Source organism: Aureimonas ureilytica (assembly GCF_001475935.1).
GTDB classification, from domain to species: domain Bacteria; phylum Pseudomonadota; class Alphaproteobacteria; order Rhizobiales; family Rhizobiaceae; genus Aureimonas; species Aureimonas ureilytica_A.
Genome location: NZ_LDQA01000051.1, coordinates 16,246 through 28,661, shown reverse-complemented (window position 1 = coordinate 28,661; position 12,416 = coordinate 16,246). Strand labels below are relative to the sequence as shown.

The 12,416-nt window shown below is 67.2% G+C and carries 11 protein-coding genes, 1 tRNA gene and 1 other annotated feature; of the genes, 4 read left to right on the top strand and 8 right to left on the bottom strand.

Annotated elements, in window-relative coordinates; translation table 11 throughout:
* The 4 genes from NS365_RS18035 to NS365_RS18020 all read left to right on the top strand — a co-directional run.
* Positions 1–1,402: dihydrolipoyl dehydrogenase family protein (locus NS365_RS18035; protein WP_058601690.1), on the top strand; the 1,402-nt coding region annotated here is incomplete at its 5' end.
* 97 nt (positions 1,403–1,499) lie between these two features.
* Positions 1,500–2,891 carry a DUF547 domain-containing protein gene (locus tag NS365_RS23735; protein WP_244498496.1) on the top strand — a complete coding sequence of 464 codons (1,392 nt, stop codon included), beginning with the start codon at positions 1,500–1,502 and terminating at the stop codon, positions 2,889–2,891.
* Positions 2,892–2,909: 18 nt separating this feature from the next.
* Positions 2,910–3,521, top strand: a complete 612-nt coding sequence (locus NS365_RS18025; RefSeq protein WP_058601687.1) for a CDP-alcohol phosphatidyltransferase family protein — start codon at positions 2,910–2,912, stop codon at positions 3,519–3,521.
* 54 nt (positions 3,522–3,575) lie between these two features.
* A complete protein-coding gene (locus tag NS365_RS18020) occupies positions 3,576–4,280 on the top strand; it encodes a haloacid dehalogenase type II (RefSeq protein ID WP_058601686.1) in 705 nt (234 codons plus the stop codon).
* Here the strand turns inward: NS365_RS18020 and NS365_RS18015 are convergent.
* The 8 genes from NS365_RS18015 to NS365_RS17980 all read right to left on the bottom strand — a co-directional run bounded on the left by NS365_RS18015 (position 4,263) and on the right by NS365_RS17980 (position 12,338).
* Positions 4,263–5,504, bottom strand: a complete 1,242-nt coding sequence (locus tag NS365_RS18015; protein WP_058601685.1) for an MFS transporter — start codon at positions 5,502–5,504, stop codon at positions 4,263–4,265. The two genes, NS365_RS18020 and NS365_RS18015, sit on opposite strands and share 18 nt — an antisense overlap.
* 56 nt (positions 5,505–5,560) lie before the next feature.
* On the bottom strand, positions 5,561–6,118 hold the full coding sequence (locus NS365_RS18010; RefSeq protein ID WP_058601684.1) for an NYN domain-containing protein: 558 nt from the start codon (positions 6,116–6,118) through the stop codon (positions 5,561–5,563).
* Positions 6,115–6,969 carry a universal stress protein gene (locus NS365_RS18005; protein ID WP_058601683.1) on the bottom strand — a complete coding sequence of 285 codons (855 nt, stop codon included), beginning with the start codon at positions 6,967–6,969 and terminating at the stop codon, positions 6,115–6,117. Before NS365_RS18005 ends, NS365_RS18010 begins: the two co-directional genes overlap by 4 nt.
* A 14-nt stretch (positions 6,970–6,983) precedes the next feature.
* Entirely contained in the window at positions 6,984–8,465 is a 1,482-nt protein-coding gene (locus tag NS365_RS18000) for a SulP family inorganic anion transporter (protein WP_058601682.1), read from the bottom strand.
* 69 nt (positions 8,466–8,534) lie between these two features.
* Positions 8,535–8,587, bottom strand: a sequence feature (sul1 is cis-regulatory element that is thought to sense ions involved in sulfur or methionine metabolism; They are found in Alphaproteobacteria).
* 178 nt (positions 8,588–8,765) lie between these two features.
* Entirely contained in the window at positions 8,766–8,951 is a 186-nt protein-coding gene (locus NS365_RS17995) for a hypothetical protein (protein ID WP_058601681.1), read from the bottom strand.
* The gene (locus NS365_RS17990) at positions 8,951–10,618 is read right to left on the bottom strand and encodes an AAA family ATPase (protein ID WP_058601680.1); all 1,668 of its coding nucleotides are present in this window, start codon (positions 10,616–10,618) and stop codon (positions 8,951–8,953) included. Before NS365_RS17990 ends, NS365_RS17995 begins: the two co-directional genes overlap by 1 nt.
* A gap of 554 nt (positions 10,619–11,172) precedes the next feature.
* Positions 11,173–11,248 (bottom strand) — tRNA-Thr (locus NS365_RS17985).
* A gap of 130 nt (positions 11,249–11,378) precedes the next feature.
* Complete coding sequence (locus NS365_RS17980) at positions 11,379–12,338, bottom strand: NAD(P)H-dependent flavin oxidoreductase (protein ID WP_058601679.1); 960 nt, start codon at positions 12,336–12,338, stop codon at positions 11,379–11,381.
* Positions 12,339–12,416: the final 78 nt, after the last annotated feature.

Below are 12,416 nucleotides of genomic sequence, written 5' to 3'. Positions count from 1 at the left end.
GGTCGGCGCCGGATCCGGCGGTCTCTCGGTGGCGGCCGGTGCGGCGCAACTCGGCTTGCGGACCGTCCTCGTCGAAGCCGGGCGAATGGGCGGGGACTGCCTGAACACGGGCTGCGTGCCCTCGAAGTCCCTGCTTGCGATGGCCAAGCTGGTCCACGCCCACCGGACCCCCCATCTGGCGGCCGTCCCGTCGCATTCCTTCGACCCCGACCGTCAGGGGGTGGACGCGCATGTTCAAGGGGTGATCGCGACGATCGCTCCCCACGACTCCGTCGAGCGCTTCGAGGGCCTCGGCGTGCGCGTGATCCGCGGCCATGCAAGCTTCCTCGACGAGCGGACTCTGACCGTTGCCGGCGAGACGATCAGGGCCCGCGATTTCGTGCTGGCGGTGGGATCGCGTGCGGCCATCCCGGCTATCCCGGGACTCGATCCCGCGCGCGTCCTGACAAACGAGAGCCTCTTCGACGTCGGGACGGTGCCCGCCCAACTCGTCATCATCGGGGGCGGCCCGATCGGGATCGAGATGGCGCAGGCCCATCGGCGCCTCGGCTCGCGCGTCACCGTCGTCAGCCGGGGCACGATCCTGCCGAAGGACGATCCCGACCTCGTCGAGGTGGTGCGGCGGAGCCTCATCGGCGAGGGCGTCGACATTCTGGAACACGCCGAGGTCCGGTCCGTCCGGCACGGGGACGCGGGACACGTTGTGGAGGCCATCGTCGACGGGGCGACGCGCCGTCTGGAGGGGTCCCACGTCCTCGTCGCCACGGGCCGGGCCACGAACGTCGAGGGATTGGCTCTCGACCGGGCAAAGGTCGAGTGCGGGCGGCAGGGCATTCACGTGGACAAGCGGCTCCGGACCAGCAATCGACGCATCTATGCCGTCGGCGACTGTACCGGGGGACCGCAGTTCACCCACGTCGCCGGCTACCATGCCGGGATCGTCATCCGGAACCTGGCCTTCCAGCTCCCGGCCAAGGTGGACTACGGTGCCCTGCCTTGGGTGACGTACACGGATCCTGAACTCGCCCACGTCGGCATGACCCTCGCGACCGCCCGGGCGCGGCACGGCGACAGGGTCCGATGCCTCACCAAGTCTATGGGTAACCTCGACCGCGCTGTCACCGAGGGGCGCCGGGAGGGACTCCTGAAGGTCGTCGCCTTCCCGAACGGGCGCATCCTCGGCTGCTCCATCGTTGGTCCCGGCGCGGGTGAGCTGATCGGTCTCTGGGCCCTGGCCATCGCGAAGGGGTTGAAGCTCCGCGACGTCGCATCCCTCGTACTTCCCTATCCGACGTTCTCCGAGGTCTCCAAGCAGGCCGCGGGGGAATGGTACAGTCCCGCCCTCTTCAGCGATCGGACGCGTCGCCTCGTGTCCATCCTCCGCAAGCTCCCGCGTTGGTGAACCATTCTCGTCCCCCCTTCGGCTTTCCATCGTCGATCGAAAGGTATCGCCCATGTCCCGTCGCGGATGGGTTCTCGTCGCGGTCATCGTCGTCCTCATGCTCGGCGCCTACGCACTTGGACTGACCGACTACCTCAACATCGAGACGGTGAAGGCGCGGCGCGAGGAGCTTCTGTCCTACGTTGAAGCGCGGCCGGTCCTCTCGGGAGCGGCCTTCTTCGCCGCCTATGTCGCGATCACGGCGCTGTCGCTGCCCGCGGCGTCCGTCATGACGCTGCTCGGAGGCTTTCTCTTCGGCACGCTAGTCGGCGGGGCGCTCGCCGTGGTCTCCGCCACGGTCGGCGCGACCATCCTCTTCCTGGTCGCGCGCTCGTCGGTCGGCGGCGCGTTGCGCGCGCGGGCCGGCCCCTTGGCCGAGCGGGTTTCGGAGAACTTCCGCCGGAACGCCTTCGAGTACCTGCTCTTCATGCGGCTCGTGCCGCTGTTTCCCTTCTTTGCCGTCAACATCGCGCCTGCCCTCCTGGGCGTCGGATTGCGGACCTACGTCCTTGCGACCCTTCTCGGCATCGTTCCCGGCACGTTCGTCTATGCGCATCTCGGCCGTGAGCTCGGCACGATCTCGAGCCTCTCGGATCTCGTGTCGGCCGACGTCCTGGTGGCGTTCACGCTGCTCGGTCTCGTGGCGCTCCTTCCCGTCGCCTACCGGAAATGGAAGTCGGGCCGCTCGGGGACCGCCGCGCTGGTCGCGCTCGCCGCCGCGGGGCTCACATTGGCCGGCGGGGCGATCGAGGCTCGCGCGGCCGACGCATCGTACGAGCGCTTCGCGACGGCGTATGGCGGACTGTTGAGCGCCCATGTCCGTCCAGCCCGCAGGAACGGCATCGCTTACGCGGGCGTCGACTATGGATCGTGGCGCAGGGACGCGCGGCATGCCGAGGCCCTGGCGACCCTGTTGGCGTCCGATCCGAATTCCGCCGTCAGTCGGCAGGAGAAGCTTGCCTACTGGATCAACGCCTACAACTTCCTGACGGTCGATCTCATCACCCGAGAGGGTGAGACGCGCTCGATCAAGAACCTCGGCGGCTTGCTGGCCAGCCCCTGGAAGCGCTTCCGCTGGCCGATCGGCGGTCGGGAGATGAGCCTCGACGACATCGAGCACGGAACCATCCGCAAGCTCGGCGAACCGAGGATCCACTTCGCCGTCAACTGTGCGGCGATCTCCTGTCCGGACCTGCGCGCCGAACCCTACGTCGCCAGGCTTCTCGATGCGCAGCTCGCCGACCAGGTGGACAGGACCTTCGCCAATCCCGCGAAGGGCTACTCTGTCGACGGCGCCACCGTTCGCGTCAGCAAGGTCATGGACTGGTATCGAAAGGACTTCGGCGGGGGCGACGTGGCCGGCTGGATCCGGGCGAACGCCCCCGTAGAGTTGCCGGAGGGCGCGCGGATCGCGTTCCTGGCCTATGACTGGACGCTCAACGCCCTTTGACGGGACCGGCAAGCCGCCATGTTCGACCATCGCATCATCCCGCTCCAGAACCGCGTCCTCGTCCCCATGGCACGGGTGCTCGCGAAGCGAGGCGTGCGGGCCGACGCGCTGTCGTGGACGGGGTTCGGGCTCGGCGTCGTGGCCTTCGGTCTCATCTGGGCCAACTGGTACCTCGCCGGCCTTCTGGCGATCGCGGCCAACCGACTGGTCGACGGCCTCGACGGGAGCGTCGCGCGCGCGACCAGCCCGACGGACCGGGGCGCGTTTCTGGACATCGTCCTCGACTTCGCCTTCTACACGCTCGTGCCGCTTGCCTTCGCCCTCGCGGACCCGGACGCGAACGCCCTGGCGGCCGCCGTCCTCATCGCCAGCTTTGTCGGAACGGGAACCAGCTTCCTCGCCTTCTCGCTCATCGCCGAGCGCCGGGGCCTGCGGTCCGCTAAGTTCCCGGCGAAGGGCATCTATTACGTCGGGGCGCTCGCTGAGGGCGCTGAGACGATCGCGGTCTTCGTCGCCATGTGCCTTGTGCCGACCTACTTCCCGGCGATCGCCTACGGCTACGCCGCTCTGTGCGCGATCACCACGGCCCTCCGGTTGAGGCTCGGCATGGCAATGCTTCGGGACGGGTAACGGACCGCGATCCCGTATGGCTCCCGTTTGGGCGACAAGAACAGGATTCCCAACATGCCGCAGACCCCTTCCGTCATCGTCTTCGACGTCAACGAAACGTTGCTCGACATCACCGTGCTCGAGCCCCTGTTCGCACGGCTCTTCAGCGACGCATCGGTCATGCGGCAGTGGTTCGCCGAACTGATCCTCAAGTCCGAGGCGCTGACGCTCGCCGGACTGTACGTCCGCTTCGACGAACTGGCCTCGGGAGTCCTGCGAATGGTCGCCGAGACCCGGCAGGTCTCCATCCAGGCGAGCGACGTCGAGGAGTTGGGCGCCCTTCTGCGGGCCATGCCGGCGCATCCGGACGCGGCACCCGCGCTCGAGGCGCTCAAGCAGGCCGGGTTCCGGCTCGTCACGCTGACGAACTCGCCCCCGTCCGCGGCCCCGAGCCCGCTCGAGCAGGCGGGCCTCGCCTCGTTCTTCGACCGGAGCTACAGCGTCGATCAGGTCCGCAGGTTCAAGCCGGCGCCCGAGACCTACCGAATGGTGGCGGATGGTGAAGGCGTGTCGCCGGCCGATCTCTGCCTCGTCGCCTGCCATGTCTGGGACACCGTCGGCGCTCAGGCCGCCGGGTGCTTTGCCGGACTGGTCGAACGGCCCGGAAACGCAGCGCTGCGTGCCGAGGGCGTCCCGTTCCCGGATGTCGTCGCCCCGGACCTTTACCAGCTCGCGACCGAGATCGTTCGCCGTTGGGGGCGGTCAGCGGCGGAGCGTTAGCGGCACATGATCTGATCCGGACGTCGGCTTACGGACGATCCGCCGCGACACGACCGACATGCCGGCGGCCGCGACCAGCGCGTAGATGCCCATGGCCGCGAGCTGGAGGTCGTAGTCGACCCCGGCATCTATGAGGTAGCCCGTCAGCCCCGGGCCGGCCGCGCTGGCGAACACCATCGTCGCGACCACGACCGAGCGGATGGCCCCGAGGTGCCGGGTGCCGTAGAGCTCAGGCCACATGGCGCCCGACAGGGTCGACGAGAAGCCGTTGCTGACGCCCATCAGCGCCATGAAGGCGAAGATCGCCCATGGCGCGGTGACGAAGGCGGCGACGAGGCTGGCCGCGGCCAGCGGCAGCAGGAACATCGGCAGGACGCGGGCCGCCGACAGGCGGTCGATCAGCCATCCCGAGAAGAGCGTGAACGTCACGTTCGCGATCGACATGACCGCGAAGCCCGCCGCAAACAGCGTCAGCGGCCAGCCGCGCAGCTCCGTCAGGTACACCTGGTGGAAGAAGATGGTCGTCGCGACGAAGGGCGGGGCCAAGACGCCCGCCGAGATCAGGTAGAAGTTCGGGTCGCGCAGGACCTCGGAAAGGGTCCAGTCCCGTGCGACCGTCCGTACCTTCGCGACCGGGTCGTTCAGGGGAACGCGGTCGCGCCGCAGGAGAAGGAAGACGGCGGGGAGCGCGACGAGCAGAAGGGCTGCCGTCCCCGTGAACCAGGACTGTCTCCAACCGATCGCTCCGGCCACCAGAACGAACAGGAACGGGAACGAGGCCTCGCCCGCCTGCTGGCCGAGCGTGACGAGCGAGACGGCGCTGCCGCGGTTGGCGGCGAACCAGCGGCCGGTCGCCGTCAGGGCGGTCTGGGTCATCATGCCTTGGCCGAACAGGCGCAGGAGGTAGAGGGAGAGGACCAGGAACGGGAGCGATGCCGACAGGCCCATCGCCACCGTCGCGACCGCCAGCATGGCGATCGTCCCGGCCGCGACCGTTGTCGTGCGGTATCGGTCGATGACGCGGCCGAGAAAGGGCAGCGTGAAGGCGCTGCCGAGCGTCGCCAGCATGTAGAGGCCACCGAACTCGCCATGCGTCAGCCCGTAGGCTTCGCGGATACCGGGGTTCGACAGCGAGATGAAGAAGGTCTGCCCGAAGGACGAGAAGAGGGTTAGCAGAAAGCCGCCCGCCAGCCACCGTGCGTTTTCGGCGATGAACCGCCCCATGCCATGCCTTCCGATCGTTCGCTGCTGCGGCGCCCCGGCGGGTGCCGGGACCACCTCTAGTCGTTTCGCGTTCCGTCGTCCGCCGCGGCAAGCACCTGCGCGGTGAAGTCGACGACCGCGTCGGCCTCGGCCAAAAGCTCCGGCGACGCGCGGATGACCTCCGGCATCGCGAGCGACGTCGCGACCGTCAGGTGCGTGCCCCGCTCCCGCAGCGCCTGCGCGAGGGGCACGAGCTTGCGGTCGCCGCCGACCAGCACGACACGGTGTGCTTCGCTCGCCAGCCCCATGACGGCGACCGCGAGTTCCACGAGGTTGGTGCCGTACCGCTCGCGGGGACCAGCTCCCATCTCGTCGGGCGCCGCGCCATGCACTTCGAAGCCCTTGCGCTCCAGATGGCGCAGGAGTCCGTCCAGCCGTTCGGCTTCAGTGCGGTCGCGAAGGTCGCGGTGGTAGACCGCCCGCACCGCCTCGTCACCGGGGACGAGGAACCGCAGGAGGCCGGAGAAGTGGATGCGCTCCCCCAGCGACTTGCGGATGCGGTCGCAGTGGGCGCCGTCGAACGCCACGAGCACGAAGCCCGGGGCGGTCCGCTCGGCACTGCCGGCCGCGATCACCGGATCACGAGCACGGGGATCGCGCAGGACCGGATGAGCGCGGTCGTCGTGCTTCCGACGATGAGGTTGCGGATGCGCGAGTGCCCGTAGGCGCCCATCACCAGGAGGTCGATGCCGTCTGCCTTCACGCGGCTTGCGATGACCTCGTCGGGCTCGCCGTCTTCGATGGCGACCGTCACTCGGTAGCGTGCGGCGGAAAGGGTGCGTTCCGCCTCGTGCAGGCGTGCCGCCGGCTCGCCGCTTCGCGTCCCCGCCATCAGGATGAGGCACGGCAGCCCCGCGACGAGCGGGCTGGCGGCCAGCCGCTCGATGACCCGGGCGGACGACTGCCCGCCGTCGAAGGCCACCATGACCCGTTCGACGGGCTTGAAGGCGCGGGCCGCGATCAGGACGGGCCTGGTCGTGGAGCGCACGACGCGCTCGAGGTTGGAGCCGAGATGGCCCTTGGCGAAGTCGGCGGCCTCGCCCCGCTTGCCGATGACGACGAGGCGCGTCTTGGGGTCGAGGTCGGTGATCGTGTCCGCCACGTCGCCGTGCCGGAGCTTCTCCGTGACCTCGCCGACTCCATCGGACCGCAACCGGGCGACGGCCTCGGCGAGGATGTGGTGGCCGCGGGTCGTGGCGAGCTTGGCCTTCTGGCGGTCGAGTTCGGCAAGCTCCCCCATCAGGGCCTCGCGGCCCCCGAACTCCAGGCTGCCGCTGAGGTCGAACGGCGCGCTCGATGTGTCGCGGCGTCCCAGCGCATGGACGACCTCGACGGGAGCGCCGAGCCGTCCCGCGGCCCAGGCCGCATGGTCGCAGACGCTCGCGCCGTAGGCCGAGCCGTCGATGCAGGCGATGATCTTCGTCATGCGGGTCTCCTCCCTCAATGGCCCATCAGGCGGTCCAGCGCGCCCGGCTTGTCGTGGACGGCGAGCTTGTCGACGATCGTCGCGCTCGCCTCGTTGAGGCCGAGCACGGTGACCTTGGCGCCCTCGCGGCGGAACTTCAGGATGACGCGGTCCAGCGCGCCCACCCCGGAGAGGTCCCAGATGTGCGCGGGGCCGACGTCGATCACCACGCGGTCGAGCGCCTCCTTGAAGTCGAAGGCGGAGGCGAAGCGCCCCGTCGAGGCGAAGAAGACCTGGCCCTCGACGCGGTAGGTGCGCGTGCGCCCGTCCGCCGAGAGCTCGGACGTGACGCGGAAGATCTGGGCGACTTTGGAGGCGAAGAACACGCCCGACAGCATCACGCCGATCACGACGCCGATGGCGAGGTTGTGGGTCCAGACGACGGTGACGACCGTCGCCAGCATGACGAGCGAGGACCGCTTCGGGTGGAGCGTCAGGTCCTTCAGCGAGCCCCAGGAGAAGGTACCGATCGAGACCATGATCATGATGGCGACGAGCGCAGCCATCGGGATCACGCGGACCCAGTCGCCGAGCACCACGATCATGAACATGAGCGCGACGCCGGCAAACGCGCAGGACAGCCGTCCCCGTCCGCCCGACTTGATGTTGATGACCGACTGACCGATCATCGCGCATCCCGCCATGCCGCCGAAGAAGCCCGTCACCGTGTTGGCGATGCCCTGTCCGACGCATTCGCGGTTCTTGTCCGACGGAGTGTCGGTGAGATCGTCGACGATCTGCGCCGTCATCAGCGACTCCAGAAGTCCGACCACAGCCACCGCCGCCGAGTAGGGCAGGATGACGAGGAGCGTGTCGAGGTTCAGCGGGATGTCCGACAGGAGGAAGACGGGAAGCGTCGAGGGCAGCTCGCCCATGTCCCCGACGACGCGCAGGTCCATGCCGAACCCGAGCGAGATCGCGGTGAGGACGACGATGGCGACGAGCGGCGAGGGGATCGCGGTCGTGATGCGCGGGAAGAGGTAGATGATGGCAAGGCCCAGCGCGACCATGGCGTAGGTCAGGGACGGCACGCCGACGAGTTCGGGGATCTGGGCCATGAAGATGAGGATCGCGAGTGCGTTCACGAAGCCCGTCATGACGGAGCGCGAGACGAACTGCATGGCGTCGCCGAGCCGCAGGAGACCGGCGGCGACCTGGAGGAGGCCGGCAAGGACGGTCGCGGCAAGGAGGTACTGGAGCCCATGGTCGCGCACGAGCGTGATCATCAGGACGGCGGTGGCCGCGGTGGCGGCCGAGATCATGCCCGGCCGGCCGCCGAAGACGGCGGTGAGGACGGCGATCGTGAAGGAGGCGTAGAGGCCGACCTTCGGATCGACGCCGGCGATGACGGAGAAGGCGATGGCTTCGGGAATGAGCGCGAGCGCGACGACCAGCCCCGCGAGGAGGTCGGCGCGCACGTTCCCGAACCACTCGCGGCGGAGTGTTTCGAAGTTCATGGATGAGTTTCAGTCTTGGAGGTGAACCCGACGGTCGGCCTTGGGCACGCGACGGTCAGAACGGGTTCAAGTTGGCCGGGGGATCGGCGCCCAGCGTAGCCACCCGATCGAACGGGTCCAAACTCGCCGTGCTTATCCGCGAGTTCAGCAGCGAAGACAACCCCTCGCGGCGGCACTTGCGCCGCAGCCGCACAGCTAGCTCCGGCGGAACGTCCGCTTCCGGAGCGTTGAGGCGATTGCTTGAAGGTCTTGGAAGGGTCGATAGCGGCCGGGAGGGTGACCTCGCCGGCCGCATCCTTTTCAGCGACGGTAGTGCCGCTCCATCACGATCCCGATCGCCGTCACGCCCAAGGCGTGACGTTCGGGTCCGGTAAGCTGCGAGAAGACGCTGATCGCCGTGTGCGCGACCTCGAGGGCAGGGACGCCCTCGTCTGCTTCGATACGGTCGAGGCGTTCCCTGACGTCGTGCGGTAGAGCCAGGATCATCACATCATCCTCGCACGGAGATGCTGTTCCCTGGCGTCGAGCGTCGCCTGCACCGCGAGCCTCAGTCGGCGAAGCGAGCCGCCACCCCATGCCTTCGTGATCACACGCATCTCGTCGGCGGCGAGCGGTGCCGTCCAGGCCGGGTCCGTCCCATTCTCGATGGCGATGTCACGCACGATCCTGCGAGCGAGGTCGCCGAGGTGCTGCGGGCAGGGGTCGGGCATCTGGATGATCCTGAATCGGTCGCGCAGGGGCGCGGGGACGCTGGCAAGATCGTTCGCCGTCGCCAGGAAGCCGACCCAGCTCAGGTCGGCGTTTCGTTCGATGCCGATCTCGAAATACGTCTCCGCCGTATGCCGTTCGAGCATCGGCAGAAGTGCGTTCATCAAAGTGCCGTTGGTGGTGCTCAGACCCGTTTTCTCGATCTCGTCGAGGATGATCATCGGGTTGGCCGTGCGGGACCGCCGGATGGCCTCGAGGGGCGTGCTCGCTCGACGGGTCGACCACTGCGCGCTGGTCCCGCCGAACGATCCGTCGGCGACGGACGCGCACGGAAAGACCGTGGTCACGAGGTTCAGGGCCGATCCGATCTCGCGTGCAAGGCTCGTCTTACCGGAGCCCGGCGAACCAACGAGGAGCGTCGGACGCATGCGGATCGGCTCGCCCGGCCGAATATCCGACAGGATGCGGTCGATCACCGACTGTGCATGGGGCCACGCCTCGCTCAGGCCGGCCGAGATCTCGTGGACGCCGTTCGGACCGGTGACGAGGTCGACGTACTTCCCTGCGATCCCGGACAAATGCCGGACGAGTTCGTTGTCGCCCCGCGGATCGGCGGCGATTTCGACGACGTCACGCAAGGTGTCGAGGACGAGGACGGCCGGAAAATCGCGGCTCGGGGCGAGAGAGTGCCACTCCGTTTCAGTGGCCTCGTGCATGATCGGGTCGACGTCGTCGCGAGTGGTCAACATGTTCGCCTCCCGCCACTTGGCTGCCTTGTTGGCTTTCGCCTGCGCGATCTCCTGCGACGTGCGTTCGTCGACGATGATGCCAAGGTGGCGGTCGTGGAGCGCGCCAGACATATCGCGCTCGTAGCGATGCGGATCGTCCGCAGCCACGCGATCCGTCGCCGCCGGCCGGGTGTCGACGACCTCTGCCTTTTCTTCGACCTCGACGGGCTGGACGCCGGCGGTTCGCTTAGTCCGCCGCCTCAACGGCTCGGCTTTGAGCACCGCATCGACTACGTAGTTCTCGAACTGGGCCTTCGGATCGATGCCGGCACCACCCGACGTCGCGCCCTCGAACGCGGTCAGAGCGTCCAGGCTCCGGGCGTTCGCGGCATGGCGAATCTGAAGAAGTTCGACGCCATGGAGAAGCACCTGCGCCTCTACGCCCCTCCACCAATGGAGCTTCGTCCTCGGCTTCTCGCAACGAACACGCAGGCCAAGGACGAATGCCGCCCTCACGTCGAGCGAGTCATGGTAGCGGGCGTACAGCCGGTCCATCGCCACCCTGTCACCAAGGAGAGCCGCATAGTAGTCGCACCGCTCACGCGCTTCCTTCGTGCGGATCAGAGAGCGGACCTGCGCGATGATCTCAATCGACGGCGCGATGGTCGCGCACTCGAGAGCGACCATCGTCGCACGCGGCAGGCCCTGCGCTTCCATGTGCTGCGTCCACAGCCGCGAGTCCGTCGACCATTCTCCACCCGCGGGGCATAGGCCCGAGAGGAGTGCGTCGGTCGGTGTGTAGGCTTCGCCGAGAAGGGTTTTCGTCACGACGGGCGGGGAGATGCCCCTCTCGTGGTGCTGGAGTATTTCGTACAGAGTCGTGTCGTCGGCCGGGGAGCGCACGGGGCCACCTTGGTGATCTGGAATCGGGAAGGGCGGAGGGTGGGTGCTGCTTACCGCTACCCGCCTGGTCACCGAGATCTTCTGTCTCGGACTCTTCCGCGGACGACGCACCCCTTGAAGGTTGGGAAAAGACTAGCGCCGATTCCGTCCGTCCAGCAGTCCCTCGATCGGGCCACTTCGGATCAGGGTTGCCCAGAAGTTTTCCTGAACCCGGTGCATTCGATCGATCAGGGCAACCCTCCGTTCAGACATATGAACGGATCACCTCGAAATTCGATTTCCCCAGAACTTCCCCGCGAGCACAAAATGCGACTTACGGACTCATCCGCCCCAAGGCGGAAACGTCAACGAATTCAAAGAGAAGGAAGTGGTGCCGCTTAGGTGACTCGAACACCTGACCCCATCATTACGAATGATGTGCTCTACCGACTGAGCTAAAGCGGCTTGACCTTGCGTTCCCGCCGGCCGTGAGCGAGTAACTACCCAATTCATCGGACGGCCGCAAGGGGGAAAATCGAAATTTGGGCCGTTCGGGAAAGGCGGCCGCTAAGTCTCTGAGTTCCTTCGGTTTCGATCAGATGGACCCGAGCCGAGAGCGGGCGGCGGCGTATTCCCGTTCGAATCGTTCGATGAGATTCGCAGTGGGAACGATGGAATCGATGGAGCCGATCCCTTGGCCGGCGCCCCAGATGTCCTTCCAGGCCTTGGCAGCCTTGTCGCCAGCAAAATCCATCTTGGACGGATCGGATTGGGGAAGGTGGTCGGGGTCGAGGCCGGCCGCGAGGATGGAGGCACGCAGGTAGTTGCCGTGAACGCCGGTGAAGAGATTGCTGTAGACGATGTCGGCCGCGTGGCCATCGACAATGGCCTGCTTGTAGGCCTCTGCGGCGTTGGCTTCGTCCGTGGCGATGAAGGCGGAGCCGATATAGGCGCCGTCCGCTCCCATCGCTTCGGTCGCCAGAATGCCCGCGCCATTCGCGATGGCGCCCGACAGGAAGAGCGGGCCGTCGAACCAGCGGCGGATTTCGGACACGAGGGCGAAAGGAGACAGCGTACCGGCATGACCACCCGCGCCGGCCGCCACGGCGATCAATCCATCCGCGCCCTTCTCGATCGCCTTGCGCGCGAAGCGGTCGTGGATGACATCGTGAAGGACGAGGCCGCCATAGGAATGAACGGCTTGGTTGACCTCTTCGACCGCCCCGAGCGAGGTGATGACGACGGGAACCTTGTGATCGACGCAAACCTTCAGATCCGCTTCGAGGCGCGCGTTGGATTTGTGAACGATTTGGTTGACGGCAAACGGCGCGGACGGGCGATCGGGATGCGCCGCGTCGTAGGACGCGAGCGCTTCTTCTATCTCGAAAAGCCAGTCGGTCAGAGCCTCGGCGGGGCGCGCGTTGAGCGCAGGGAACGCGCCGATCACGCCCGCTCGACATTGGGCGATGGTGAGCGAAGGGCGCGAAATGATGAACAAAGGCGCGGCGATCGCGGGAAGTCGCATACGCGCATGGATAGAAGAGGGAAGACCCATGGTGTAATCGCCTTTGACGTAAACGTAATACTAGACCTAACGCAACGCGTGCAGGCTGCCAAGGGAGGGAGCTTGCTG

Bases quoted from the DNA above. Each gene is read 5' to 3' on its own strand.
- NS365_RS18020 (WP_058601686.1), top strand. From the start codon at position 3,576: ATGCCGCAGACCCCTTCCGTCATCGTCTTCGACGTCAACGAAACGTTG.
- NS365_RS17980 (WP_058601679.1), bottom strand. From the start codon at position 12,338: ATGGGTCTTCCCTCTTCTATCCATGCGCGTATGCGACTTCCCGCGATC.
- NS365_RS23735 (WP_244498496.1), top strand. From the start codon at position 1,500: ATGCTCGGCGCCTACGCACTTGGACTGACCGACTACCTCAACATCGAG.
- NS365_RS18000 (WP_058601682.1), bottom strand. From the start codon at position 8,465: ATGAACTTCGAAACACTCCGCCGCGAGTGGTTCGGGAACGTGCGCGCC.
- NS365_RS18025 (WP_058601687.1), top strand. From the start codon at position 2,910: ATGTTCGACCATCGCATCATCCCGCTCCAGAACCGCGTCCTCGTCCCC.
- NS365_RS18015 (WP_058601685.1), bottom strand. From the start codon at position 5,504: ATGGGGCGGTTCATCGCCGAAAACGCACGGTGGCTGGCGGGCGGCTTT.
- NS365_RS18005 (WP_058601683.1), bottom strand. From the start codon at position 6,969: ATGACGAAGATCATCGCCTGCATCGACGGCTCGGCCTACGGCGCGAGC.
- NS365_RS17990 (WP_058601680.1), bottom strand. From the start codon at position 10,618: ATGGAAGCGCAGGGCCTGCCGCGTGCGACGATGGTCGCTCTCGAGTGC.
- NS365_RS17995 (WP_058601681.1), bottom strand. From the start codon at position 8,951: ATGATCCTGGCTCTACCGCACGACGTCAGGGAACGCCTCGACCGTATC.